General features: G+C 63.6%; 19 protein-coding genes. 9 read left to right on the top strand and 10 right to left on the bottom strand.

Annotated elements, in window-relative coordinates; genetic code table 11:
• Nucleotides 1–10: 10 nt before the first annotated feature.
• Both DOM45_RS13000 and DOM45_RS12995 read right to left on the bottom strand, forming a co-directional pair.
• A complete protein-coding gene (locus tag DOM45_RS13000; RefSeq protein ID WP_110601178.1) occupies nt 11–1,447 on the bottom strand; it encodes a sulfatase family protein in 1,437 nt (478 codons plus the stop codon).
• A 32-nt stretch (nt 1,448–1,479) separates the two neighbouring features.
• Nucleotides 1,480–2,781 (bottom strand): MFS transporter, encoded by a 1,302-nt coding sequence (locus tag DOM45_RS12995; protein ID WP_110601177.1) that lies wholly within the window; start codon nt 2,779–2,781, stop codon nt 1,480–1,482.
• 206 nt (nt 2,782–2,987) lie between these two features.
• On the opposite strand from DOM45_RS12995, the gene DOM45_RS12990 reads away from it, so the two are divergent.
• From DOM45_RS12990 to DOM45_RS12980, 3 genes are all read left to right on the top strand, one after another.
• On the top strand, nt 2,988–3,974 hold the full coding sequence (locus tag DOM45_RS12990) for a sugar-binding transcriptional regulator (RefSeq protein WP_157958422.1): 987 nt from the start codon (nt 2,988–2,990) through the stop codon (nt 3,972–3,974).
• Between the two features lie 148 nt (nt 3,975–4,122).
• Nucleotides 4,123–5,136, top strand: a complete 1,014-nt coding sequence (locus DOM45_RS12985) for a J domain-containing protein (protein ID WP_110601174.1) — start codon at nt 4,123–4,125, stop codon at nt 5,134–5,136.
• Nucleotides 5,129–5,536 carry a hypothetical protein gene (locus DOM45_RS12980; RefSeq protein WP_110601173.1) on the top strand — a complete coding sequence of 136 codons (408 nt, stop codon included), beginning with the start codon at nt 5,129–5,131 and terminating at the stop codon, nt 5,534–5,536. Before DOM45_RS12985 ends, DOM45_RS12980 begins: the two co-directional genes overlap by 8 nt.
• A gap of 46 nt (nt 5,537–5,582) precedes the next feature.
• On the opposite strand, the gene DOM45_RS12975 is transcribed toward DOM45_RS12980, so the two are convergent.
• Nucleotides 5,583–5,789: a DUF3820 family protein gene (locus DOM45_RS12975; RefSeq protein WP_110601171.1), complete on the bottom strand. Its 207-nt coding sequence runs from the start codon at nt 5,787–5,789 to the stop codon at nt 5,583–5,585.
• 189 nt (nt 5,790–5,978) lie between these two features.
• Between DOM45_RS12975 and DOM45_RS12970 the strand changes: the two genes are divergently transcribed.
• From DOM45_RS12970 to DOM45_RS12960, 3 genes are all read left to right on the top strand, one after another.
• The gene (locus DOM45_RS12970) at nt 5,979–7,544 is read left to right on the top strand and encodes a BCCT family transporter (protein ID WP_110601169.1); all 1,566 of its coding nucleotides are present in this window, start codon (nt 5,979–5,981) and stop codon (nt 7,542–7,544) included.
• Nucleotides 7,541–9,565: a CocE/NonD family hydrolase gene (locus DOM45_RS12965; protein ID WP_110601168.1), complete on the top strand. Its 2,025-nt coding sequence runs from the start codon at nt 7,541–7,543 to the stop codon at nt 9,563–9,565. The genes DOM45_RS12970 and DOM45_RS12965 overlap by 4 nt, the downstream gene beginning before the upstream one ends.
• Nucleotides 9,566–9,639: 74 nt before the next feature.
• Entirely contained in the window at nt 9,640–10,545 is a 906-nt protein-coding gene (locus DOM45_RS12960) for a LysR substrate-binding domain-containing protein (protein ID WP_110601167.1), read from the top strand.
• 15 nt (nt 10,546–10,560) lie between these two features.
• Here DOM45_RS12960 and DOM45_RS12955 read toward each other — a convergent pair whose 3' ends face one another.
• Nucleotides 10,561–10,890, bottom strand: coding sequence for a DHCW motif cupin fold protein (locus DOM45_RS12955; protein ID WP_110601165.1), 330 nt, complete (start codon nt 10,888–10,890; stop codon nt 10,561–10,563).
• 181 nt (nt 10,891–11,071) lie between these two features.
• Here DOM45_RS12955 and DOM45_RS12950 point away from each other — a divergent pair, with 181 nt between their 5' ends.
• Nucleotides 11,072–11,461, top strand: a complete 390-nt coding sequence (locus DOM45_RS12950) for a hypothetical protein (RefSeq protein WP_110601164.1) — start codon at nt 11,072–11,074, stop codon at nt 11,459–11,461.
• A gap of 85 nt (nt 11,462–11,546) precedes the next feature.
• Here the strand turns inward: DOM45_RS12950 and DOM45_RS20060 are convergent, their stop codons facing one another.
• The 3 genes from DOM45_RS20060 to DOM45_RS12940 form a co-directional block, all read right to left on the bottom strand.
• Nucleotides 11,547–11,708 (bottom strand): hypothetical protein, encoded by a 162-nt coding sequence (locus DOM45_RS20060; protein WP_157958421.1) that lies wholly within the window; start codon nt 11,706–11,708, stop codon nt 11,547–11,549.
• A 390-nt stretch (nt 11,709–12,098) separates the two neighbouring features.
• On the bottom strand, nt 12,099–15,458 hold the full coding sequence (amt, locus tag DOM45_RS12945) for an ammonium transporter (protein WP_110601163.1): 3,360 nt from the start codon (nt 15,456–15,458) through the stop codon (nt 12,099–12,101).
• A gap of 124 nt (nt 15,459–15,582) precedes the next feature.
• Nucleotides 15,583–17,811 (bottom strand): mechanosensitive ion channel domain-containing protein, encoded by a 2,229-nt coding sequence (locus tag DOM45_RS12940; RefSeq protein WP_240612394.1) that lies wholly within the window; start codon nt 17,809–17,811, stop codon nt 15,583–15,585.
• Between the two features lie 264 nt (nt 17,812–18,075).
• Here DOM45_RS12940 and DOM45_RS12935 point away from each other — a divergent pair, with 264 nt between their 5' ends.
• Together DOM45_RS12935 and treF are read left to right on the top strand one after the other, a co-directional pair.
• On the top strand, nt 18,076–18,840 hold the full coding sequence (locus DOM45_RS12935; RefSeq protein WP_110601160.1) for an SDR family NAD(P)-dependent oxidoreductase: 765 nt from the start codon (nt 18,076–18,078) through the stop codon (nt 18,838–18,840).
• Between the two features lie 52 nt (nt 18,841–18,892).
• The gene (treF, locus tag DOM45_RS12930; protein WP_157958420.1) at nt 18,893–20,449 is read left to right on the top strand and encodes an alpha,alpha-trehalase TreF; all 1,557 of its coding nucleotides are present in this window, start codon (nt 18,893–18,895) and stop codon (nt 20,447–20,449) included.
• On the opposite strand, the gene glgB is transcribed toward treF, so the two are convergent.
• The 3 genes from glgB to DOM45_RS12915 form a co-directional block, all read right to left on the bottom strand.
• Complete coding sequence (gene glgB / locus DOM45_RS12925; protein ID WP_110601157.1) at nt 20,420–22,699, bottom strand: 1,4-alpha-glucan branching protein GlgB; 2,280 nt, start codon at nt 22,697–22,699, stop codon at nt 20,420–20,422. The genes treF and glgB overlap by 30 nt on opposite strands.
• 36 nt (nt 22,700–22,735) lie before the next feature.
• Complete coding sequence (gene glgX, locus DOM45_RS12920) at nt 22,736–24,859, bottom strand: glycogen debranching protein GlgX (protein ID WP_240612393.1); 2,124 nt, start codon at nt 24,857–24,859, stop codon at nt 22,736–22,738.
• A 125-nt stretch (nt 24,860–24,984) separates the two neighbouring features.
• Nucleotides 24,985–25,452: a DUF2934 domain-containing protein gene (locus tag DOM45_RS12915; protein WP_205909459.1), complete on the bottom strand. Its 468-nt coding sequence runs from the start codon at nt 25,450–25,452 to the stop codon at nt 24,985–24,987.
• Between the last annotated feature and the right edge of the window lie 18 nt (nt 25,453–25,470).

The following is a 25,470-nucleotide window of genomic DNA, read 5'->3' as shown; positions in this document are numbered from 1 at the left end:
GACGCCCCCTTCAGCGCCAAGGCGCCGCCCATGTCGACGTATGGGTCGCGCTTTCGGCCCGCCAACGCGCGATCACCTGCTGGAGGTGATCGCGCAGCGCCCGGCAGGAGGGGTCGTCCCAGCGGTTGTCGAGCTCGTCGGGATCGCTTTCCAGGTCGAAGAGCTGCCCCTCGTCACTGTCGACGAAGGTCACCAGCTTCCAGCGGTCGTCACGCACCATGGTCATCAATTCGGTGTCGGTCAGGATGAAATCGCGGGCGTGCTCGGCGAAGACATGCTCGCGACCCGCCCACGCCTTGCCCTGCAGCGCCGGCAACAGTGATTGCGCTTCCATCCAGGCCGGCGGCTCGACACCCGCCAACTCGAGAACGGTCGGCCCCAGATCCATGAGCGAGGTCAAACCTTCGATGTGCTGGCTCCCTCGCACGAACTTCGGCCCCCAGACGATCGCGGGGACATGCACACTCGACTCGTACATATTCCATTTCTGGCTATGACCGTGGTCGTTGAGGCAGTCGCCGTGATCCGAGGTGAATACGATGATGGTGTCCTCGAGGACGCCCCGCCTCTCCAAGGCGTCGAGCAGCCGCCCGACCTGCGCATCGATCATCGTCACGTTGGCATGATAGTGGCGCCGCTGGCGGACCATCTGCTCGGGGGTCGGATGCTCCAGATGCTTGACCGCGTCATGATCGCTGTCGAGATGGTTCTGGCGCAGCGCCCTGAGCGGCGCCGGCTGACCGGCGATGTCGTCCGCGTCGCCGACCGGCATCGGCACGTCACGCGTCTCGAACGGTTGGAGGTATTCAGGCGTGGGATCGTAGGGAGGGTGCGGTCCGGGAAACCCAATCTGCAGAAAGAACGGCTCGTCACCGGGATAACGCTCGAGCCACATGGCCGCGAAGTCACCGACGAAGTTGTCGGCATGCAGCTCGGCAGGCGCCTCCCAGACGAAAGCTCCCAGGCAATCGTCATAGTCGGCGCGGTGACGGTAGGTCACCCGGCTCGGCTTGTCGACGCCCCGGGCCCACAGCGCCTTGTCCCACTGGTCGAGGAAGAACGGCAGGTTGGGATGGTCGCGATCCTTGTTCTCGACCACGTGGCGCTCGTGGAAGCCGAGCGGCGTCTCGTACGGGAAGGTATGCATCTTGCCGATGTTGGCGCAGCGGTAGCCCGCCTGCGCCAGTTGTTCGACCCAAGAATGCCGCCACGGCTCGTCGTTTCGGAACACACCGGTGCTGTGCGGATAGAGGCCCATGAACAGACTGGCTCGTGACGGTGCGCAGGATGGCGCCGTGACGTAGGTTCTCGCGAAGGTAGTGCCCTCCTGAACCAGCCGATCAAGATTCGGAGTGATCGCGTGCTCATGTCCCAGTGCGTGGATCGTGTCGAATCGCTGCTGGTCCGTGATCACGAACATGATATTGGGAACTTTCCTCTCTGACATGGACGCGGCTCCTTGCTCCATTGATGGCGATTTCACAGCTCGCTGCGATAGGTTTCGGTGATCGCGATGACGCAGGCGAGGCTGACCAATGTCATGGCGAACAGATAGAGCGCCGGCCCCCAGTAACTACCGGCGAAGGCACTGGCCAGCGCGGCGGCGATCAACGGCGTCGGTGCACCGCCCAACAGCGCCGAGCCCTGATAGATCATGCCGAGCGAGGTGTAGCGCACGCGCGTCGAGAACATCTCGGCGAAGAAGGTGCCCTGAATGGTGAACATCAGCCCAGTGCCCACCGCCTGCACCACGATGATGGTCGGCCAGACGACCCAGGCCTCTCCGGTGGACAGCAGGGGAAAATAGGCAAGCCCCCCGATGGCGCAGACGACGATGCCCGCCATGTAGACCGGACGGCGCCCCACCCGGTCGGAGAACATGCCGATCAGCGGTGTCAGGAAGACCTGCACCGCGGCGGACATGACGAAACCGGTCAGCATCATCTGCTGCGACAATCCCAGCGTCGACGTGGCGTAGGCGATACCAAAGACATTGATGACGTTGAAGGTCACCGCATCGGCCATGCGTGCGCCGAGCCCGAGCAACAGATGGCCCGGTTGCTCGCGAAGCAGGCTCATCAACGGGATGTGGCGCGCGGGCTCTTGAGTCTTCCGCTTGCGGAAGACTTCCGTCTCTGGCAGCGAACTGCGGAGGAACAGGGCGAAGACGAGAAAGACACCGCTCAACAGAAACGGAATCCGCCAGCCCCACGCCAGAAAGCTCGACTCCGGCAACAGTTGGACCAGGGAGAAGACCCCGGTAGAGACCAGCAACCCCATCGGCGTACCCAACTGGTGAAAGCTGCCCATCAGCCCGCGCTTTCGGCTCGGCGCGTTCTCCAGTGCAACCAGCGCACCGCCGCCGAATTCACCGCCTATTCCCAGCCCCTGCACGATACGGAGGGTAATCAGCGCCGCGGGCGCCCACCAGCCGATCGATTCGTAAGTCGGCACGAGCCCCATCAACAGCGTGCATACGCCCATGATGAGAACGGTGATGATCAGCATCGTCTTGCGACCGTGCCGGTCTCCGAAGTGGCCGAACAGCAAAGCCCCAATGGGGCGGGCGATGAAACCGGCGGCAAAGGCGCCGAACGAGGCCATCAGGCTGACGGAAGCATCGGCATCGGCGAAGAATAGTTGCGGAAACACCAGCGCCGAGGCGATGCCGTAGAGATAGAAGTCATACCATTCGATGAAGGCACCGCTGAACGCCGCAAATGCTGCTTTCCTGGATTTGCCCTCTGACCGTGTGGGGTCCTGCCGATCATCGACGCTCATGACATTCCTCTCGTTTGGCGGGCTCCGGCAGGAGGCAGCGGACCCATGACCCAAGTTGTCGTTGGTGATCTAGTCACTAAGAGACGCCCATGAAGATGCTCGAATGAGCAATAAACGTCTCAAACGAGCAAAAGCGTATGCTGGTACTATCGCTCAGGGCAAGTTTTCGACCGACGACTACAACTAAGGATGTACAGGGAGTCTTTATGACGGACGCCAGCAAAACTCGGCCACGAAGGGCTTCTGTCGGCGAGGATCAAATATTTGAGATGGTTCGTCGTTATTTCCTGGAAGACGAATCCAAGAGCGACCTGGCGCGTCACTTCGGTATCAGCCGTTTTCAGGTCGCGCGACTGTTGAAGGAAGCCCGGGAAACGGGGTTGGTTATGATCAGCATTCGCCATCCCGCGCAACTCTCACCGGAAATGGGCTTGGACGTGGCCGCGGCCTTGGGGATCGAACACGCCATCGTTGTGGACCGCACACCGGGTAGCGACCAATCCACCATCGAAGCCGTAGCCCATCGCCTTGCCATAGTGCTCGACGACGAGATCAAACCCGGCCAGACCGTCGGCATGACCTGGAGTCGTGTGATCGAGTCGATGGCACGCCAGATCCGCCAGTTGCCCACCTGTGAGGTCGTGCAGCTCGCCGGAGCCATCCACCTCACCGGCAACCGACTCGGATCGGTGGAGATCATTCGCATCATCGCAGAAGCCGCCAATGGCACGGCATACCCCATCTATGCACCACTGGTACTGCAGGAAGCCGAAACAGCAAGGGCGTTGGCGCGCCAACCCGATATCGCCCGCTCGCTGGCCCGCATCGAGGAATTGGATATCGCCGTCGTATCGGTCGGTGCCTGGCGCCCCTCCGGCTCGGCGCTCTACAACTTGCTGACAGCGAGCGAGGCTGAGGAGATAGCCGACAAAGGCGCCTGCGGCGAAATCAGCGGTCGACTCTTCGATCAGCATGGACAGGCCATAGAAAGCGAACTGGACCGGCGCGTTCTCGGTATCTCGGTGGACCAATTACGCAGGGTGCCCCGTGTCATCGGTACCGGTGCCGGTGCTTATCGAGCCCAGGCAACGATCGCCGCAGCCAAGGCTGGACTGTTCAATACGCTCATTGTCGACCGCAGTCTGGCCCAGGCCATTCTCGACCTTACCGGGTCGTTCACCACCAACGCATGAGCAGCTCGGTGTCTCGACTTGCAGCACTGGCTTATGCTTCAGCAGAAACTATCGGCGTGACGCAGCGGTGACGACTCTTCGTCGAGTTTGGGTATACTCGGAATCCAATCAATGATGACAACACCCCTTTTTCCGCTTGGATTCATCGATGGCCCCAGCGCGCTTTTCCGCTTTCGAGATTCTGCTGCTGAAAAGTCGTTACCCGCCGGATACCGCGGCTCTGCTGCTGTTGACGTGGGTCTACGTCAACAAGCGAGCCGTGCTTGCCGAGGACCGGCGCTATCTCGAAGTGCTGGCCAACGGCTATCGCCATTCCCGGGATCTCGACACATTGCTGGCGATCGCCAGAGCCGATCTGAAGGCCATCCAACTGGCCGCCGAGGTGGTGTTACGCGAACGCGTCGATGAACAGTCGCACCCCTTCCTGCGGCGCGCGATCGGGCTGGCCACGAGCGAGGGCGATCTCAGCTTGCGAAATCACCACATTCTGCGCTTTCTCTCCGATCTTTCCGGCGTGACGCCCGCTGCTTTTGCACGGCTGTTCCGCGAGGTGGCCGGCCGCGCCCTGACGTCTCCCGGCGACCCCAGCCGACAGGCGTACTGGCAGCAGCAAGAACAGGCCGAGCCGGCAGCCGAGGCAGACACCACGGCTCCCTCCCCGCGCAGGACTCACCGCTGGCTAAGCTGGCGAGCCCGAATCCTGGCCGCGCATGCGCGGCGACGGGAGAATCGCCTTGAGCGTGACCGCCTGCGCCAGCAGGCACGTCAACGAGCGGAGCGGCGGCGCCAGGAAGAAGAACGCCTGCAACGGGCACGCCAGGCCGAAGCCCAGCGCCAGGAAGAGGAGCGTCAGGCCGACGCCCAGCGCCGAGAGCGAGCGCGTCAGGAAGAAGCCTCAAGTCAAGAACAGCAGCGACGACAACGCCAGTGGCGACAGGCGGCCGGCATCCCCCAACCCCACTTTCGAATTCGGCTGGCCTTGCAGGTCCTGGAACTCGACGAGCATGCCTCCTCGACCGATATCAAACGAGCCTACCGTCGCTTGGCACAGCGCCACCATCCCGATCGTTTCCACGGCCAGGGCGACTTGCGAATATCCCTAGCTTCGCAGCGTTTCCAGCGGATCAAGAACGCCTACGACCTGTTGATGCAACATGCGTGACCTCTATCGCCGACTCGGCATCGCCAAGGACGCAGCGCCCAAAACCATCGTCCGGGCTGCAGAACGCTGCAACAATCGGACGCTGAAGGCCGATGCGCTGAGCGCTCTCGGCGACGCGGCGCATCGCGAAGCCTATGACGATCTGCATGACCTGCTGGACGACCTCGGCAGGCTGCGGGCGGGTCTGGGCATGACCCATGCCCCCCACTGGCAAGGGGACACCGCCAACGATTTCTCCTCGTCACCCGAACGCATCGTGGTTCGCCAGGAACTGCTGACGCAACAGCTGCAAATCGCACTCAGCCGCCATCAGACGCGCTGGAGGCGCTGGTCCTGGCTTGCCCTGGTCGTACTGATCGGATGGCTCGCCGCTTATGGCGTTGGCCGCTGGCTGAGTTAGCACAACGCCGATCTGCCATTTCCGCTCGAGCGCAAGAAGGACATCTTCAGCGCAACGGCTCGAGTAGCGAACTCAAGCCGTTGTGATCGATCTCGTGCATCAGCGCCAGCAGCCGCCCGATCTCCCCGTCGGGGAAGCCCTCCCGGGCGAACCAGTTCAGATATGGGCCCGGCAGGTCGGCGATCAGCCACCCCTCGTACTTGCCGAAAGGCATCTTGCGGGTGACCAGTCTGGTGAGGTCTTCGGGCTCCATTGTGCCTCCTTCGTCGATTCCCGGCCGCATTCTACAGGGTTCGATGACAGTCGCCGCCACCACCCCATGACCCAGATGCATACCGTCATTCCCAGCGGCCGCTTGCTCCACCGGACAGTAAAGGCGTTAGGTTATAGCGCCATAAGCACGGCGCCTCGACGCCTACGACAATCATAACGGGAGACGGGTATGCAGACTTCGCTGCGGCCACTGGTATTCTGGCCGACCTTTTTGATACTGCTGGTCGCGGTCATTGCCAGCTATGTCGACCTGGACGGGTTTCTGGCCACGGCCAGCGCGCTCAACGATGCGGTCCTGACCAATTTCTCATGGCTGTTCAGCCTGGGCAGCCTCTATCTGCTGGTCATGGCGGTGATCGTCTATTTCTCTCCGCTCGGCCGTATCCGCATCGGCGGCCGGGATGCCACGCCGCTGCTGTCGCGCCTGCGCTGGTTCTCGATCACCTTGTGCACCACGCTCGCCGTGGGTGTGCTGTTCTGGACCACCGCCGAACCGCTCTACCACTACATGGGCCCACCCGACTCCAGCGGGCTGGAAGCGGGATCGAGCGACGCCATGCTGTTCGCCATGTCGACCATGTTCCTGCACTGGTCGTTCACGCCCTATGCGATCTACGCCGTGCCGGCGCTGATCTTTGCGCTGGCGTTCTACAATCTGCGCCTGCGCTTCTCGATCTCGAGCATGCTGGAGCCGGTCTTCGGTCCCAGGATCAAGCGCTTCGGCGGCCTGATCGATGCAATCTCGCTCTACGCGCTGGTGGCCGGCATGGCCTCGTCGCTGGGCACCGGCGCGCTGACCCTGGCCGGCGGCGCGGGCCAGTATCTGGGCGGCGAGACCAGTCCGCTGCGACTCGGCGTGATCATCGCCATCATCGTGGTGACCTTCGTGATTTCAGCCGCCAGCGGCCTGCAGAAGGGCATCGCCCGATTGTCGTCGTTGAATGCCGTGCTGCTCGCGATTCTCGGCGTCTTCATGTTCATCGTCGGCCCGACGGTCTTCTGTCTGGCCCTGGGTGTCGAATCGTTCGGCGTCTATCTCGACAACTTCTTCACCAAGAGCCTGTTCACCGGCGCCGCGGGCAACGACCCGTGGCCGCAGTGGTGGTCGATCTTCTACTGGGCGGTGTGGTTCGCCTGGGCACCGGTGGCGGCGCTGTTTCTGGGCAAGATCTCCCGCGGCTACACGGTGCGCGAGTTCCTGCGCGTCAATCTGCTCTATCCGGCACTGTTCGCCAGCGTCTGGATCCTGATCTTCTCCGGCACCGCGCTCTACTTCCAGGCTCATGCCGGCACGGGCGGCGCCGACCTCTATGCCGTGCTCAACGATCGTGGCGTCGAAAACGTGCTCTATGCGCTGTTCCGTCAGTTGCCATTCTCCCAGGTGTGGATACCGCTGCTGCTGTTCATCGCCTACATCTCCTACGTCACCGCGGCGGACTCCCAGACCGACGCCATCGGCAACCTCTGCACCCGCGGCCTGACCGCCGACTCCGACCTCAACGCCGGTGTCCCGATGAAGGTGATCTGGGGCGTGATCGTCGGCGTGGTCTCCTGGGTCATGGTCAGTTTCGTGGGAATCGACGGCATCAAGATGCTCTCCAACCTCGGCGGCCTCCCGGCGATGCTGATCGTGCTGCTGGCCACCGGCTCGCTGTGGGCCTGGCTCAAGCATCCCGAGCGACTCGACAGCGTACCGACATCTCCACCCCCTTCCACAGCCAAGGACAAGGCATGAAGATCAAGCAGGACTTTCCGCACCGCGTGCGCGAAATCGAGAACCAGTGGATCGTGCTGGCCGACGGTACCCGCCTGGCTGCCAGAATCTGGCTACCGGAGGATGCCGAAACGACCCCGGTGCCGGCGATCCTCGAGTATCTGCCCTACCGCAAGCGGGACGGCACGGCGGTGCGCGACGAGTTGACCCACCCCTACTTCGCCGGCCACGGCTACGCCAGCGTGCGCGTCGACATGCGCGGCAACGGCGAATCGGACGGACTGATGGAGGATGAGTACGCGGCGCAGGAGCAGGCCGACGCGCTGGAGGTGATCGACTGGATCGCCCGGCAGCCGTGGTGCGACGGCAAGCTCGGGATGATGGGTATCTCCTGGGGCGGCTTCAATGGCCTGCAGGTGGCTGCGCTCAGACCCGCCCCCCTCAAGGCGATCATCACCCTCTGCTCCACCGACGATCGCTACGCCGACGATATCCACTACAAGGGCGGCAACATGCTGCTCGAGAATCTCGGCTGGGCCGCCACCATGCTGAGCTTCTCCGCCGCGGTGCCCGATCCGCTGCTGGTCGGCGAACGCTGGCGAGAGATGTGGAAGCATCGTCTCGACAACATGCCGCTGCTGGCCGAGCCCTGGCTGCGCCACCAGCAGCGCGACGCCTATTGGCAGCATGGCTCGATCTGCGAGAACTACGGCGACATCGAAGCCGCGGTCTACATGATCAGCGGCTGGGGTGACTCCTACGTCAATACGATCCCGCGGATGATGGAGAATCTCTCCTGCCCGAAGAAGGCGCTGCTCGGGCCCTGGATGCACAAGTACCCCCACTTCGCGATTCCCGATCCGGCCATCGGCTTTCTGCAGGAGGCGCTGCGCTGGTGGGACTACTGGCTCAAGGGCATCGACACCGGAATCATGGACGAGCCACCCTGCACCTTCTATCTGCAGGATGGTGTCCCGCCGGCGCCCAAATATCTGGAACGGCCGGGCGAGTGGGTACGCACCTCAAACTGGCCCGCGCCAACCGACGAGATCGAGACGACGATTCTCGCGCTGAGCGAGCGTGGCCTGAACCCCGACGGCGAATTGAGCGGCGATCGTCTGATCGCCTCGCCGTTGACGGCAGGCTCGCTGCAGGGCGAGTACATCCCGCTGTGGTTCGGCGCCGACTTTCCGCCGGATCAGCGTCGCGACGATGGTCTGTCGCTGACCTTCGACTCCGAACCCTACGCCGAGGGCCTGGATATCCTGGGCCAGCCGACGGTCGCCGCGACGATCTCCAGCGCCGAAGCTTGTGGTCAGTTCCACGTGCGTCTGTGCGATGTCGCGCCGAGCGGCGAGAGCGCGCTGATCACCTACGGCACGCTCAACCTCAACCTCCGCGACGATGCGGGCAGGATCACTCCGCCGATTCCCGGCGAGCCGATGGACGTGCGGCTACCGCTGGATCTGATCGGCTACCGCCTGCCCAAGGGACACCGCCTGCGTCTGGCGCTCTCCAGCGCCAGTTTTCCGCTGATCTGGTCACCCCAAAAGCGTGCCGACCTGACGCTCAAGGCTGGCAAGCCGACACTGGCACTACCGCTATGCCGAGCCGAAACCATCCCGATGCCGTTCGAACCGCCGGAGAGCGCCACGCCGTGCCGGGTCGAGACGCTGCGCGCCGGTCAACCCAGGCGCACGATCCATGAAGACGTGGGCAGCGGCGAGGTGACCGTCACCATCGAGGACGACATGGGCGACATGCGCTTCGAGAGCCACGGCCTGCGTGTCGAGCAGCGCGCGAAAGAGGTCTATTCGAGCCACCCCACCGATGCCACCCGTACCCGTGCCGATATCGAGTGGGTCTATCGTGCCAGCCGTGAGCAGGGCGAGGGTCGGTTCTCCGTGGAAGTGACCAGCCGCTATCACCTGCATTGCGACGAGACCACCTTCTACCTGAGTGCCGAGCAGCGTGCGTTCGAAGGTGAAACGTTGATCAGCGATAGATCATGGGAGCGGGAGATTCCGCGAACCGCCATCTGATCGTGCCTCTCGGGGCATCGCACGACGCCCATGTTATGCTCCGCAGCCGTCATTCCACGGTTGCGGAAGCCTCCATGTCCACGCGCGATGCCCTGCCACCCCTCACCTGCCTGCGCGCTTTCGAAGCGGCCGCCCGTCATGGCAGCTTCACTCAGGCGGGGAGCGAACTCAGCCTGACCCAGAGCGCCGTCAGCCGGCAGATCAAGCGGCTCGAGGAGGACCTGGGGCGCCCGTTGTTCGAGCGCCACTATGACGGCCTGCGACTGACCCCGGCCGGCGAGCACTATTTCCGCGTGGTACAACGCCTGTTGCGTGAGCTCCGCGACGAGACCGCTCGCCTGCGGCGTCGCGGCGACGATCGTCAGTTGACGCTGGCGTCGAGCCCGACCATCGCCTCGATCTGGCTGGCCCGGCAACTGCCGGACTTCCAGCGCGCCCATCCCGATATCGAGATCCGCATTCTCACCGTCGAGGACCCTCACCGCCTCGACCTGGCCGAATTCGATCTCGGCATCTACTACCACGTGCCCCGGGAGGTCGACCCGCCGGGCCTCACCGCCGATGCCATCTTCGCCCAGGAAGACGTCGCCGCCGTCTGCAGCCCGATCTATCTCGAGCGTCACGGGGGCATCGCCGATCCGCAGGACCTGCTGAACCGACACACCTTGATGGTGGTCGAGGATCACTATCACGACTGGTTGACCTGGGAACTCTGGTTCCAGGCGCTGGAACTCGACTGGCAGCCACCCCTTCATACCCTGCGCGCCAACAGCTTCCAGCTGCTGATGAACGCGACGCTGGCCGGCCAGGGCGTCACGCTCGGCTGGACCCGCCTTCTCGCTGCCGAGATCGCCCAGGGCAATCTCGTTCACGCCCTCCCGCACAAGATCCCCAGTCGCGGCCGGCTCTCGTTGCTGACGCCGCAGCACCGACATCTTACCGAACCGATGCGCGCGTTCCGGGAGTGGGTGCTGGGCTGAGCGCCACCCGCGGAGTCAGTCGACGATGAACAGCTTGGCGCCGCTCTCGGTCGAGGAGCGGTGCGGTTCGGCCTGATCGGCAACCTGGTAGCTCTGTCCCGGCAGTAGTCGAAAGACTCGGCCGTCCTCCAGTTCGGTGACGAGCTCACCTTCGAGACACAACAGCACATGGCCCTTGGAACACCAGTGATCCGCCAGGTAACCCGGCGTGTATTCGACCATTCGCACGCGGACAGCGCCGAACTGCCGGGTTCGCCAGAGTGCCTTGCCGGTCTCGCCAGCGTGCTCGGTCGGCGTGATCGTCGACCAGTCCGTCGTAGCGAAAGGTATGTCGTCGAGCTGCATGGACTCTGCTCTCTCTTGGAAGGGAGTTGAACGAAGAAAAGGATCGGATCGGGACCTTGCCACAGCGAAGCCGGATCGTCTTGCGAATTGCAGCGCTTCTCCATGCCTGCTCCGGTTTTCAATCGCGCCTTCGGGAGAGACAATCAGCCATCAGACTACACGAACTTACACTGAGAAACGGATGCGACATCAAAGCGTCAAGCAACTGGCCCGACTGCTGCTGGAGCCTTGCGACCCGGCCAAGGGGCAGATTCCCTCTGCTACCGACACCGCCGACTACCGAGCGCTCACTCGGGGAGAGCGCGGTCGCGTCGATCTGCTGGTGACGCGCACCCGCCGTATCGTCGGATTGCGTGCCCATCGGCGCCTGCCGATCTTCATGCGGCCCTTCATTGCCCTGCGCTGGGGCTGCTTCAACGCCTTCGGTGCCGAGCTCGCTCCGCTGGCCTGGTTGACCAGCGCCTTCATTCGCGGCGTGCCTGCCTTCCATCGCCAGGAGATCAACGAGGCCGGCGTTCCGCCGGGATCCCCAACGTCAGGGCTCACGGCGCCAATCGCGCCCTGCGCCTGAATCGCTCCATTTCCCGGGCCAGAATGCAAAAAACCGGCAGCGCTGACGCTGCCGGTTTTCATCCATTCATTCCGCAGATAGTCGATCAGGCGCGGTGCCCGGCGCCCGCCTTGTGCGACGGATTCGGCTCCTGCAGGCGGTCTCGCGCCTCGGGCGGGGACTTGTCGCTGCTGCACAGACGCAGCGCGACGAACAACCCGAAAGCGACGAAGCCGACGGCAATACAACCCACACTGAATAGACTCATTGCGCACCCCACGTATCGAAATCGTTGTCTACCGGGCTGGACCGCAATGCCCCGAATTCGAGGCTTGTGAGATTCGGTGTCCGCTATCCGGTTTTTCGACGCCGCTCTGGCGCGATCGACGTCACTTTTTGGTCATGCCTGCCTGGTTCAGATCGCGCTGCCCTGCTCGTATCGGTTGTGTCGGCAGCGTACTTCGAGGCTACCCGGCAAATTTACAATCCGATGCACAAAAAATCAATTGATACTTTAAAGTTACCTAATAACACAAATTATAAATTAACGGATGCTGATCAGCCATTAGCGATTGGTGGGTCAGACCAATGGCTATGGGATCGCGGCGACCGAAAACCTGCCGTGGAGCCAGACTTCTGCCAAAAAGCGAAGAGACGTCTAGCGCGGCATGACTCTCACATCGGACAGGTTCTCCAGCGGCTGCGGACGATCGATCAGGTAGCCCTGGGCGAAGTCGACGCCTAGCTGCGACAACTGCGCCATGATCTCGGGCGTTTCGACGAATTCGGCGATCGTCTTCAGCCCCACGGTATGTCCCACCGTGTTGATCGCTTCCACCATGGCCCGATTGATGGGGTCGGTATCGATATCCTTGATGAAGGCACCATCGATCTTCAGGTAATCCACCGGCAGCTGTTTCAGATAGGCGAACGAGGAGAGGCCAGCGCCGAAATCGTCCAGTGCGAACCGACAGCCCCACTGCTTGAGACGATGGATCAACCGTGTCACCGTGGATAGCTGGGAGATCGCCGCACTTTCGGTAATCTCGAAGCAGAGCGTACCGGCCGGCAGTGCCGCCTGCTGCACCCACACCGCCAGCTCCTCGCAGAAGCGTTCGTCGGAGAGCGATGCGCCGGACAGGTTCATCGACCAGGTGTCGATACCAGCGCGCGCCTTGTGACGATACCGATCCGACAGCCACGCCAACGTGTTGCGCACCACCCAGCGATCGATCCGCACAATCAGGTTGTAGCGCTCCGCCGAGGGCATGAAACTACCCGGCGCATACAGTCTGCCGTTCTCCTCCAGCCGTACCAGAATCTCGTGATGATGGATGTCGCCGGGATTGGCCACCGAGGCGATCGATTGTGCGTAAAGCCGGAGGCGATCCTGGTCCAGCGCCGCCTGCAGGCGCGGCACCCACTGCAATTCGCCATGACGATCGAGCAGCTGACGGTCGTCCGGCTGGTAGACATGAACGCGATTGCGTCCCGCCTCCTTGGCGGCATAGCAGGCGGCATCGGCGCTACTCAGCGCGTCGCTCAGAACGACCGAGCGGCCCACGTCCAGCGCAACCAGGCCGATGCTGGCGCCCAGCGAGAACGTCCGCCCTTCCCAGCTGAAACGGAAATCGTCGATCGTCTCACGAATACCCTCGGCGACCCGTAGCGCATCGTCCAGATCGCACTCGAAGAACACGATGCCGAATTCGTCGCCGCCCAGTCGCGCCAGCAGGTCCGTATCCCGAACCCGGGCGCGAAGCAGCATCGATAGCTGGCGCAGCAGCTCGTCTCCCGCCCCGTGGCCACAGGTATCGTTGACGATCTTGAATTGATCGAGATCCAGATAGCAGAGCACATGGAAACCTAGCGCATCGAGCAGCGCCGCCTGCAGTCGTTGCTCGAATTCACGCCGATTGACCAGCCCGGTCAGCGCATCGTGGCTGGCCTGATGGTTGAGCTTACGGGTCAGTTCACGGGTCAGCGTCTTGTCCTGGAAGACGACGACCGCTCCCACCGTATAGCCGCCGCGACTGCGAATCGGGGCGGCGGAGTCCTGCACCGGCCAGCGACTGCCGTCGCGCGCGACCAGCAGGCGCGTCTCGAGACTGGCGATCGCCTTGCCGCTGGCGAGCACCTGGCGGGCGGTATTGTCGACCTGGGTGTTCGACGCCTCGTCGATGAGGCTGTAGATCTGGCCCACCGGCAGTTGCCGGGCAGCCTCCAGCGTCCAGCCGGTCAAACGCTCCGCCTCGGCGTTGAGGAAGGTGACCAGACCGCTGTGGTCGGTGGTGATCACCCCATCACCGATCGACGCCAGTGTCACCAGGGCGAGCTCCCGCTCGCGGCTCAGTTGCTCCTCGATTCGCTTGCGCTCGGTGATATCACGCACCATACCGGCGAATTCCGCTTCCGAGCCGGACGCTCCCTCGCTGACCTGGATTTCCAGAGAGCGTGTCCCCGCTGCCGTGCGGACACGCAGCTCGCGACGTTGACCGGGCGCCGGAACCCGGCAACGAATCAAGGCCTCGACGGAGGTCCCCATCACCGCCTCGGCGCTGACACCGAACAGCGCCTCCGCCCCCGGATTGATCGCGGTCAGAACGCCATCGCTTCGCCAGGTCAGCATGCCGTCGCGCAGGTTGCGCATGATCACCTGGGTGCGTGTCATCGCCCGCTCCAGCGCCGCCGACACCCGGTTGTAGCTGGCCGCGATCTGGCCGACCTCGGTGAACGGGTCGGCCGCGACCCGCGCGCCGATCTCGCCATGCTCCTCGTGCTGGCGCATGGCGTCGAGCAACTCGAACAGCTCGGTACGGGCGCCGTGCTCAGCCATGTTCAGCCCTATCTCCTCGGCCTCGGCCGAGACTCGCAGCGGCAGCCACCGCCCCAGCATGCCGAACAGCAGCCAGCTCACCAGAAACGCCCAGAGCCCGCACACCACCACGCCCAAGAGCTGCACGCCGCACTGCGCGGCCCAACCCAGGCCAGTGCCAAGACGATCGGCGTCGCCAAACACCCCCACGGCCAACGTGCCCCAGATACCGGGAGCGAGGTGGGCGGGGATGGCGCCGACGGCATCGTCGATACGCCATCGCAGCAGCCATTCGCTCACCAGGACCATCAGCACTCCGCCCACGGCACCCGTCACCACCGCCGCATCGACCGAGAGATCATGAGCGCCGGCAGTGATCGCGACCAACCCGGCGATCGCACCGTTCAGGGCGTAGAGCACCTCGGCGAAACCGCGCAGTTTCCAGCCCAGCAGCAAGGCCGACATGACGCCGGAGACGGCCGCGATCACGGTATTGATCAGGACGCCCGGCACGCTGGCATCGAACGCCAGCGTGCTGCCGCCGTTGAATCCGAACCAGCCGATGAACAGCACCAGCACGCCCAGCATGGCGAGCGGCAGATCGCCCGCCGGCATCAGCTTGGTGGCTTGCCCGGAGACGAAGCGCCCACGTCTTGGCCCGATCCGCAATACGGCGGCCAGCGCCACCCAACCGCCAACGCTGTGGACCACGGTGGAGCCAGCGAAATCGATGAAGCCGAGCGCGGCCAGCCAGCCCGGCTCACCGGTGTAACCACCGCCCCAGGCCCAATGGCCGAAGACCGGGTAGATCAGGCCACTGACGATCAGGGTGATGATCAGATAGGACTGGAACGGCATGCGCTCCGCGACCGCACCGGAGACGATGGTTGCCGCCGTGGCGCAGAACATGACCTGGAAGAGAAAGTAGAGCGCCAGCCAGAAGGTGCCCTCGAACTCGGGGAAGAAGAACGTCGTACCGAACCAGCCGCTCTGGCTGCTGCCGAACATGACGCCGAAACCGACACACCAGAACACCAGCATCGCCACCGCGAAATCGCAGACGTTCTTCATCGCCACGTTGATGGCATTCTTGCTGCGCGTGACGCCGGCTTCCAGGCAAAGGAATCCGGCCTGCATCATGAATACCAGTATGGCGCCAAGGGTGACCCACAGCGCATCGACCGCCGCCACCGATTCGCTCATCGTAACGCTCCTGGTCCGTATTCTTGTTGTTGTTGGTCACATGATATTGTTCATTAGAAGCGTTATCGGCCGCCAGATGCGCGACTGTATCTCACCCTCCGGGGAAGCCCACGGTATCTCGACTCTACTGGGCGTCCGGCTCGCCGGGGGCCGTTACCGACTCACGGGTTGTCTCGCCGCGGGCAGGCACCGGCGTCTGCTCCATCACCACACTCATTCGCGGCATTGCCAGGTCCAACCCATCCTGGTCGAAGCGCTGCTTCAGACGCAGGTTGAAGGCGCGGGCCACGTCCCACTGCATGATCGGCGCGGTACGCATCCGCACGCGCAGAATCGCCGCCCCGGCATCGAAGCTCTCGATGCCCTGAACCTCCAGTGCCGACCAGATGTGGTGGCGCATCATCGGGTCGCTGCGCAGATCGTCGGCTATCTCGCGCACGATCTCGATCGCGTCGTCGATCTTCATGTGATGGGCGATCCGAATCCGCAGCAGGGCAATGCCGAACTCGCGGGAGTAGTTCTGGATCCCCTGGATCTGACTGAACGGGATGATGTGCACGATGCCGTCGAGATCTCGCAGCTTGACGGTGCGAATGCTCAACGCCTCCACCGTGCCGCTGTGCGTTCCCAGATTGACGAAATCGTCGATCGCCAGTGAGTCCTCGATCAGGATGAACAGGCCGGTGATCAGATCCTGGACCAGCGTCTGCGCACCGAAGCCGACCGCCAGGCCAATGACACCGGCACCCGCCAGCAGCGGCGTCACGTTCACGCCCAGATTGGCCAGCGCGATGATCAATGCGATCACGGCGATGGTCACGAACACGGTGTTGCGCAGCAACGGCGTGATGGTCTGGGCGCGGGCGCTGGCGTTGACCCGCCGGCCGTGGCGACGGCTACTGCGCAGTAGCGCATGCTTGATCGCGGTATCCGCCAGAATCCATACCAGCCAAGCCAACAGGAATGTCGCGCCCAGCCCGAGCACGCCCTTGACGATTTGCTGCCCGATGCCGGCGGAAGCGCCCACCGCCCATAGCGACGAGCCCCAGACCCGCATCGCCAGCTCGGCGAATACCATCCAACTGGCCAGATGGGCCAGGGTGAAGCCGAAGCGCGCCAGGCGTGCTGAGTATTCCGAGGAGGGGTTCTCGCGAACGTTGGCGCCTCGCCGATGTATCAGGCCGGTAACCACCAGGGTCGCTATCATGAGCCCAGCCGTCACCACCGCCCGGAAGAACGCACTGCGCGAATCCTCTGCCGACATGATCATCGCGATCAGCGATACCGCCACCATGACCAGAATGGGGATGTGCCAGATCCGGCTGAACGCCCGGATCAGTTCGGTGGTCGCGCGACGCTGCTGACGTTGAGAATAGGGGCGGTTGCGAATCAAATGTCGTATGGGTCGCCGGAACACCAGAACGAAAGCGCCCAGCAGCGATGCCGCCAACACATTGGCGATCAGCGACAGGAAGGTCGTGACCCCTGCGCCCAGCGGCTTGACCATCGCCTCGGCATTGGCCGCATCGCCCAGCGCGACCAGCGCCCCCAGCACAAACAGCCAGCGGGCTCCGCGCCGCCGCAGGATGCGCAGCGCGGTGTGACGGTGTCCGCTGCCGAAAAGCGAGAACACGATTTCACAGATCGCCGAGAAGACCGCGCCGCAAAGCGTGGCGTACGCCGCGACCATGGCCAATGTCAGGCCCACCGTGCCGGTCGTGACCTGATGTACGGTCACCAGCGCGGCAACGAAGCCGATTGCCAGAGGCACCACGCGCCGCACGATATGGCGAACGAGCGTCCAGGTCGTCGGCTCCGCCGGTAAATGCCACGTCAGCCCCAATTGGCGGACACCCCAACGCCAGAGCGTTGCCACGAGCAACGTCACCCCGACCCAGAGTGCGGTGACCCAAGCCAGTTCGAAAAAGACTCTAGGCCAATGCCGTTGTTCGCTGACCAGCGTCGAGAGATCGTCTCCGGCCTGGTCGGCGCGGGTCGACCAGTAGCGGATCGGATTGTCGAGTCCGTCGGTTTCCAGGGAAGAGAACGACTGAGCGAGGGCGCCCAGCAATCCCTCCGACCTCCCCTCCTGCCTGGCATCCGCCGCCGTAGCATCACGCAGCTGCTTGAGTTGCTCCAGCAGCGACTGGCGCTGGTCGCTGTTCTCGAGCGTGGTGATGATCTGATCGAGCGAGCTACTCAGTTCCTGCGGGGTGGGGGCGGGCGCCGACTGAGTACCGCTGCTCTGCTTGCCGCCCATCAGCGAGGTCAAGGACTGCGCCGATGCCGGCAGGCTGACCAGCAGTGTCAGGACCAGCCCCAAGATCCATCCCAGCTTTCTCAATCCCGTCACGTTGACTCCTGTCCGCATCAATATCGAGCCTTCGAGGGCTTGTCGCCAGACATCATGCTATCCACGCGAGGCCAGAACAACGCTTCGACTCTTTGGTCCAAAGGTCGAAGCTGCTCTATCTTCAATGGAGACGTTGCCTCACGGGCGCGCTCGGCACGGAGGTCTGACCGACCCCAGCCGCCGCCGTCATCGACTCCATCATCATTTCCCATACCTCGCTCGGGCGCTCACGCAGGGCCAGCGAAATCACGCAAGGAGAGACAGATGCGCCTTTCAGGTAAAGTCGCCCTGGTGACCGGCAGCACCCAGGGCATTGGTCGCGCCATTGCCGAGCGTCTCGCCCAGGCCGGCGCCGATGTCGTCGTCAGCGGTAGCCGGCCCTCGGAGCGCGCCGAGGAGACCGCACGCAGTGTCCGCGCCCATGGCCGTCGGGCTGCGATCGTGACCGGAGACATCGGCGATATCGATACCAATCGCCGCTTGATCGCGGAGAGCGTCGAGGCGCTGGGCCGCCTGGACATTCTCGTCAACAATGCCGGCCTCGAGATAGATTCCCCCTTCCTTGACGTCGATGAAGCCGACTACGACAACGTCATGCGCACCAATCTCAAGGGCGTCTTCTTCACTACCCAGGCCTTCGTCCGCCATCTGCGCGACGAAGGCCGTGGCGGCCGCGTGATCAACATGAGTTCGGTTCACGAGGACCTACCCTTCCCAGGCTTCACCAGCTACTGCATGAGCAAGGGCGGCATGCGCATGCTGACCCGCAACCTGGCCATCGAACTGGCGCCGTTGGGCATCACCGTCAACAGTGTGGCGCCCGGCGCCATCAAGACCCCGATGAATTCGGCGCTCGAAGAGGACCCGGAGAAACTGCGCCATCTTCTCGGCAACATTCCGCTCAACCGTCTGGGCAGGCCCGAGGACGTGGCGGGCGTGGTCGAATTTCTGGCATCCGACGATGCCGCCTACATGACTGGCGCATCACTACCGGTGGATGGCGGGCTACTGTGGCAATATGAAGAATAACCAGGGGGCCATGTCGTCTCCGGTACGCTCCACGTTATGCAGGGAAACCGACATGCTCGACAGCTTTCAGGTGTCATCCGGGAGCGCCTGCTCGATCGACGAAGCGGCGATCACCCCCCACGACCGCTTCGGCGAGCTGTTCGAGGCGGTCGCGCTGGCGCATATCTTCGAGGACTCCAAGACCTTCGCCGACTCGATTCCGAGACAGCCGCCCGAGGAGATCATGGAGGCCTACGAACAGCAGCGACGGCAGGTGGGATTCGATCTCGCCGTCTTCGTCTCCGATCACTTCTACAGCGACATGGTTCCGGGCAGGGGCTACGAAGCCCGCCCCGAGCACGACCTGATCGAACATATCGACAACCTGTGGCCGGTGCTGACCCGCAATTCGCGTCAGCATCCGCGCTGGTCCTCGTTGCTCGCCCTGTGCCACGACTATGTGGTGCCCGGCGGGCGGTTTCGCGAGTACTACTACTGGGACTCGTACTTCACCATGCTGGGGCTCGCCGCCAGCGGCGAGAACCACCTGATGTGCGCGGTCACCGATAACTGCGCCGATCTGATCATGCGCTACGGCCATATGCCCAATGGCAACCGCACCTACTATCTCAGCCGGTCCCAACTACCGCTGTTCTCGATGATGGTCGAACTGACCGAGCGCCAGGGTCTGCGCAAGGCGGTCGACTATCTACCCCAACTGGAGCGGGAGTACGCTTTCTGGATGGATGGAGAGAAGACGCTGGCCCCCGGGGAGAGCCATCGACGTTGCGTGCGCCTCGACGAGGAAAACCGGCTGAATCGGCACTGGGACGATCGCGCCACGCCCCGTGAAGAGTCGTTCCGGGAGGACATCGAGATATCCCAGCGCGCTGCCCGCCCCGCGGAGGCGCTGTTCCGGGATCTTCGCGCCGGCGCAGAGAGCGGATGGGATTTCAGCGGGCGATGGCTGGAGGATGTGACGGATCTCAGCACCATTCGCACGACTCATTTCATCACGCCGGAACTCAACGCGCTGCTCTTCCATCTCGAGCAGACACTGTGTCGCCTCCATACCGCCACGGGTGACGACGCCAAGGCCGGAGATTTCCGCCGCCGCTCGCTGCGCCGGCAAGCGGCAATGGACAAGTATCTCTGGAGCGATACCCGAGGCGCGTATTACGACTACGACTTCGTGCGCGGCCAGAGCAGCGTTCACCTGACGGCCGCCTGCGTCGCTCCGCTGTTCGTCGGCGCGGCCTCCGACGCCCAGGCCGAACGTGTCGCCAACATCATCGCCAACCGACTCGTGACGCCGGGCGGTCTTGCCACCACGGAGATCACCGATAGCCAGCAGCAGTGGGATCATCCCAATGGCTGGGCACCGCTGCAGTGGATGGCGATCGAGGGACTGCGACGTTATGGCTTCACCGAACTCGCCGACACCATCGCCGACCGCTGGTTGGCCCTGGTCGAGGAGCTCTACCGCCGCGAAAGCAAGCTGGTGGAAAAATACATCCTCTACCCTGGTGCGGATTTCGCCACCGGCGGCGAATATCCGCTTCAGGACGGCTTCGGCTGGACCAATGGCGTCACCCGGGCGCTACTCGCCCAGCGCGCCGGGCATCAGTAGGATCACCCCCAGCGGCGGCAGCGTCAGCACCAGCGACTGAGGCTCGCCGTGGGCGGCGACCGCCTCGGTCTGCAAACCGCCACCGTTGCCTGCATTACTGCCGCCGTAGCATGCCGCGTCGGAGTTGAAACGCTCCTGCCAGCTCCCGGCGGTAGGCACCCCGATGCGATAGCCGCCGAGCCGTTGCGGCGTCATGTTCGCCACCGCCAGGGCCTCGCGACCGTGGCGGTCCCGACGCCACCAGGCGAAGACACTGTTGTGGCTGTCGTCACCGATGACCCATTGAAAGCCATCCGCCTCGCAGTCCAGTGCGTGAAGCGCCGGATGCGAGCGGTAGAGGGCATTGAGATCACCCACCAGGTGCCGAATGCCGGCGTTGGGCGCTTCCTGCAACAGCCACCAGTCGAGTTCACGGTCATGGCTCCACTCTCGGCCCTGGGCGAATTCGCAGCCCATGAACAGCAGTTTCTTGCCGGGATGCAACCACATGAAGCTGAGGTAAGCCCTCAGGTTGGCAAATCGCTGCCAGTCATCGCCAGGCATCTTGTCCAGCAGCGATCCCTTGCCGTGTACCACCTCGTCATGCGAAATCGGCAGCATGAAGCGTTCGTTGAAGGCGTAGATCAGGCCGAACGTCAATTGATCGTGATGATAGCGGCGATAGAGTGGATCGTGACTCATGTAGCTCAGGCTGTCGTGCATCCAGCCCATGTTCCACTTGTAGCTGAAACCCAGGCCATGCTGCTCGACCGGCGCCGTGACACCGGGCCAGGCCGTCGACTCCTCGGCGATGACGATCGCGCCAGGCACCTCGTCCTGAACGACCTGGTTGAGATGCTGGAGAAAGGCCACCGCCTCGAGGTTCTCCTGCCCGCCGAGATGGTTGGGAATCCACTCCCCCTCGCGGCGGGAGTAGTTGCGATAGATCATCGAGGCGACCGCATCGACCCGCAGGCCGTCGATATGGAAGTCACGCAACCAGTGCAACGCGGAGGCCAGCATGAAGCCGTGGACCTCGCGCCGCCCCAGGTTGTAGATGTAGGTGTTCCAATCCTGGTGATAGCCCTCGAAGGGATGGGCGTATTCGTAGAGCGCAGTGCCATCGAAACGCGCCAGGCCGTGAGGATCGGAGGGGAAATGCCCGGGGACCCAATCGAGGATCACGCCGATACCCGCCATGTGGCAGGCATCGATGAACGCCGCGAACTCCTGCGGCGAACCGAAGCGTCCACTGGGCGCGAACAGCGATAGCGGTTGATACCCCCACGAGCCGCCGAAGGGATACTCCATGACCGGCATCAGCTCGATATGGGTGAAGCCCATCTCGAGCACGTACGGGATCAGCGATTCGGTCAGGTCCCGCCAGCCATAGATCCCGCCGTCGTCGCCGCCATGCTTGCGCCAGGAGCCAGCGTGCACCTCGTAGATCGAGATCGGCGCCGTGGGGGCATGGCGTCCGGGCCTTTCGGCCATCCAGGTCTGGTCATGCCAGGCAAACGGCGTCGCGTCGGCCACCACCGACGCCGTCAGTGGCGGCGGCTCGGTGGAGAGCGCAATCGGATCGGCCTTGAGCAGACGCTCGCCGTTGATGTCGATCAAGGCATACTTGTAGCGCTCACCGGCGCCGATCCCGGGGATGAAAATCTCCCACACCCCCGAGGGGTAACGGCAGCGCATCCCGTGACGACGCGAATCCCAGCCGTTGAAGTCGCCAACCACTGCCACCCGCTGCGCGTTGGGCGCCCATACCGCGAAGCGTACACCCTCGACACCCTCGACCGTCATTGCGCGGGCCCCGAGGCATTCACCCAGGCGCCGATGGCTTCCCTCGCCAATCAGGTAGAGATCGGTGTCGCCCAGCAACAGCGGGAAGGCGTAGGGATCGGCGACGATCTGCTCCCCGTCAGGCCACCGGACATGCAGCCGGTAGGCACAAGGCTTTGCCATTTTTCCGACGAAAAATCCATCGATGGCGCCGAGTGTACACTCCCCCAGTAAGCGATCACTGTCGCGCTCCACCAGCGATACCGACAGCGCCCCTGGCAGGTAGGCGCTGACTTCCAGCTCGCCGCCGGCCGTGACATGGGGCCCCAGTACGGCGAAAGGGTTGGCGTGCGTCGCATGCGCGAGCGACTCGAGATCCGCCACGCTGAGGCGAGAGGCACTCACTCCCGCCAGGCTGGGCGAAGGTGTAACGGGAAGCTCGGCATCGTTCTCGCCGACCGCGCCGCGAACGTGAGTCGGTGTCATGAGCCACCTGCCGATCGCAGGATGTCGAGAGAGCGATCAATCATCCGATGTCTCCTCTTCGATCAGTTCGAACAGCGAGAGGCTACGCGACTTGACCCGGTAGCCACTCTCCATGGGACAGCGCACGTCCCCGGCGGCTGGATCGAAGGTTTCGACTCGTCTCAGCCACTCGCTCCCCCCCGGGACGTCCGGCAGCACGAAATCGACGTCCTGGTCGGAGGCATTGAGTGCCAGGAACACCGTGACATCGGAACCGAAGCGGCAGATCCCGGTGGGTTGCGCATGCCCGTTGAGGATGACGCCAATCGCCTTGGCCTCCTCGTCGTGCCAATGGTCCACCGTCATCTCCTCCGCGCTTGGCGTGAGCCAGGAGACGTCCTTGATGCCCAGGTTTTCGTCCAGCTTGCCGGTCATGAAACGTCCGCGTTCCAGGATCGGATACTGGCGCCGCAACCGGATCAGCTGGCGAGTGAACGCGAGCAGACCGCGTCCCTCATCGGACAGGTTCCAGTCGACCCAGCCGATGTTCCCATCCTGGCAGTAGGCGTTGTTGTTACCGCCCTGCGTGCGGCCGAACTCGTCTCCGGCCAGCAGCATCGGCGTGCCCTGGGACAGCATCAGCGTGGCGAGCAGGTTGCGCATCTGGCGCATGCGCAGCTCGCGGATGGCGGTATCGCTGGTCTCCCCCTCGACGCCATGGTTCCAGGACACGTTGTCGTCGTGGCCATCCTTGTTGTCTTCGCCATTGGCCTCGTTGTGCTTGTTGTTGTAGCTCACCAGGTCGCGGAGCGTGAATCCATCGTGGGCGGTAATGAAGTTGATCGACGAGAACGCCTTGCGGCCGCGATGGTTGAACAGATCGGCCGAGGCGGTCAGGCGGTTGGCAAAGGCAGGCAGGCGACCCTCGTCTCCCCGCCAGAACGCTCTCATGTCGTCGCGAAAACGGTCGTTCCACTCCGCCCAACCGGGCGGAAACTTGCCGACCTGATAGCCACCCGGACCGCAGTCCCAGGGTTCGGCGATCAGTTTGCACTGGGACAGCAGCGGATCCTGGCGACAGGAGTCGAGGAACCCGCCACCCTCGTCGAAGCCATCGGCCTCGCGCCCGAGGATCGTGGCCAGGTCGAAACGGAAGCCGTCGACACGCATCTCGTCGGCCCAGTAGCGCAGCGAGTCCGTCACCATCTGCAGGACTCGGGGATGGGAGAGGTTCAACGTATTGCCGGTGCCGGTGTCGTTGATGTAGAAGCGCGGCTCATCCGGCATCAGGCGATAGTAGGAGGCGTTGTCGATGCCCTTGAACGACAGCGTCGGCCCCATCTCGTTGCCTTCCGCCGTGTGGTTGTAGACGACGTCCAGCAGCACCTCGATGCCGGCAGCATGGTAGCGCGCCACCATCTGCTTGAACTCGCTGACGGTCTCGGTCGACATGTAGTTCGGGTGCGGCACGAAGAAAGCCAGGGTGTTATAACCCCAGTAGTTGTGCAGCCCCTTCTCCTGCAGGTGCCGGTCGTCGGCAAAGGCGTGAATCGGCATCAGCTCGAGGGAGGAGACGCCCAGATCGACGAGATAGTCGATCACTTCCGGCACGGCTAGCCCCGAGAAGGTGCCACGCAGCGCTTCCGGTACCGCCGGGTGGCGCATGGTGTAACCGCGCACATGCGTCTCGTAGATGACGGTGTCGCTCCACGGCACCCGGATCTCGGTGGATCGCCCCCAGGTGAAGGCGGGATCGATGACACGACAGCGAGGCATGAACGGCGCACTGTCTCGCTCGTCGAAGCTGAGATCGCCATCCTCGTGGCCGATGGTGTAGCCATAAAGGGCATCGTCCCAGATCAACTCGCCGACCAGCTGCTTGGCGTAGGGGTCGATCAGCAGCTTGTGATGATTGAAACGATGGCCGGCTTCCGGATCGTAGGGGCCGTAGACCCGATAGCCATAGAGCTGGCCTGGACGGGCATCCGGCAGATAGCCGTGCCAGATCTCATCGGTGTATTCCGGCAGCACGACCCGCTCCAGCTCCTCCTGTCCGGATTCATCGAAGAGGCAGAGCTCGACTCGAGTCGCATTGGCCGAAAACAGCGAGAAGTTGACGCCGAGCCCATCCCATGTCGCCCCCAGCGGGTAGGGCAGCCCCTCCCGGATCCGAGACCGCATGGTTCCTGCCTCCTGAACGACCTGCCCCATCGTTCCATCCCGTCCCCAACGCATATCGGTCATCGACTACCCTCCGGGCGAGCCAGGTTCATCCCTGTCACCCTGTGATACCCAGTGTGGGTCGGTTATTCGCTCTTGTCGCCGTTCGTCCCGCGGGGCTTGCGCGGCTTGGCAACCGTTTTCCTGCTACTGCCCTCGGTGGCCTTGGCCGGACTCCGTTTACGCGCCGGCGAGGCGCTTTCGTCGCTACTCGCCGCCTTGCGCCGCGCCGGGGCCCGGGGTCGAGGCTGGCTTGGCGGTATCTCGACCCCCGTATCCGCCTCCTTGCGCGCCTCGGTCTCGGGATCGTCCAGCGGCAGACGCGGCTCGTCTATACCCAGTTCGTCAGGCTCGGCGGGCGGATCCTCTCCCTCCAGCGGCGAGGGTTCGTCGGACGCCGCGCGCCACTCCTGCTCTTCCTCTCGGGCGTTCTCGGCCTCGACGATACGTTCGGCCATCTCCCAGTGACGCGCCTCCTGACCGCCGGGGCGCCCTTCCGACTCCCATATGCGATAAGCCAGCATCCGTATACGTTGTTCACGACCGGTCATCATGATGCGCTCCTTTCTGTT

The sequence above is a fragment of the Salinicola lusitanus genome, from assembly GCF_003206045.1.
GTDB classification, from domain to species: Bacteria; Pseudomonadota; Gammaproteobacteria; order Pseudomonadales; family Halomonadaceae; genus Salinicola; species Salinicola lusitanus.
Note: the sequence above shows the minus strand (reverse complement) of the source record. Positions and strands in the feature narration are given on the sequence as shown.

Excerpts from the sequence above, each read along its gene's own strand:
- glgB (WP_110601157.1), bottom strand. The coding sequence starts at position 22,699 with ATGACACCGACTCACGTTCGCGGCGCGGTCGGCGAGAACGATGCCGAG.
- DOM45_RS12965 (WP_110601168.1), top strand. The coding sequence starts at position 7,541 with ATGAAGATCAAGCAGGACTTTCCGCACCGCGTGCGCGAAATCGAGAAC.
- DOM45_RS12960 (WP_110601167.1), top strand. The coding sequence starts at position 9,640 with ATGTCCACGCGCGATGCCCTGCCACCCCTCACCTGCCTGCGCGCTTTC.
- DOM45_RS12955 (WP_110601165.1), bottom strand. The coding sequence starts at position 10,890 with ATGCAGCTCGACGACATACCTTTCGCTACGACGGACTGGTCGACGATC.
- DOM45_RS12980 (WP_110601173.1), top strand. The coding sequence starts at position 5,129 with ATGCGTGACCTCTATCGCCGACTCGGCATCGCCAAGGACGCAGCGCCC.
- treF (WP_157958420.1), top strand. The coding sequence starts at position 18,893 with ATGCTCGACAGCTTTCAGGTGTCATCCGGGAGCGCCTGCTCGATCGAC.
- DOM45_RS12935 (WP_110601160.1), top strand. The coding sequence starts at position 18,076 with ATGCGCCTTTCAGGTAAAGTCGCCCTGGTGACCGGCAGCACCCAGGGC.
- DOM45_RS13000 (WP_110601178.1), bottom strand. The coding sequence starts at position 1,447 with ATGTCAGAGAGGAAAGTTCCCAATATCATGTTCGTGATCACGGACCAG.
- DOM45_RS12915 (WP_205909459.1), bottom strand. The coding sequence starts at position 25,452 with ATGATGACCGGTCGTGAACAACGTATACGGATGCTGGCTTATCGCATA.
- amt (WP_110601163.1), bottom strand. The coding sequence starts at position 15,458 with ATGAGCGAATCGGTGGCGGCGGTCGATGCGCTGTGGGTCACCCTTGGC.
- DOM45_RS12950 (WP_110601164.1), top strand. The coding sequence starts at position 11,072 with ATGCGACATCAAAGCGTCAAGCAACTGGCCCGACTGCTGCTGGAGCCT.
- glgX (WP_240612393.1), bottom strand. The coding sequence starts at position 24,859 with ATGCGGTCTCGGATCCGGGAGGGGCTGCCCTACCCGCTGGGGGCGACA.
- DOM45_RS12990 (WP_157958422.1), top strand. The coding sequence starts at position 2,988 with ATGACGGACGCCAGCAAAACTCGGCCACGAAGGGCTTCTGTCGGCGAG.
- DOM45_RS12970 (WP_110601169.1), top strand. The coding sequence starts at position 5,979 with ATGCAGACTTCGCTGCGGCCACTGGTATTCTGGCCGACCTTTTTGATA.
- DOM45_RS12975 (WP_110601171.1), bottom strand. The coding sequence starts at position 5,789 with ATGGAGCCCGAAGACCTCACCAGACTGGTCACCCGCAAGATGCCTTTC.
- DOM45_RS12995 (WP_110601177.1), bottom strand. The coding sequence starts at position 2,781 with ATGAGCGTCGATGATCGGCAGGACCCCACACGGTCAGAGGGCAAATCC.
- DOM45_RS12985 (WP_110601174.1), top strand. The coding sequence starts at position 4,123 with ATGGCCCCAGCGCGCTTTTCCGCTTTCGAGATTCTGCTGCTGAAAAGT.
- DOM45_RS20060 (WP_157958421.1), bottom strand. The coding sequence starts at position 11,708 with ATGAGTCTATTCAGTGTGGGTTGTATTGCCGTCGGCTTCGTCGCTTTC.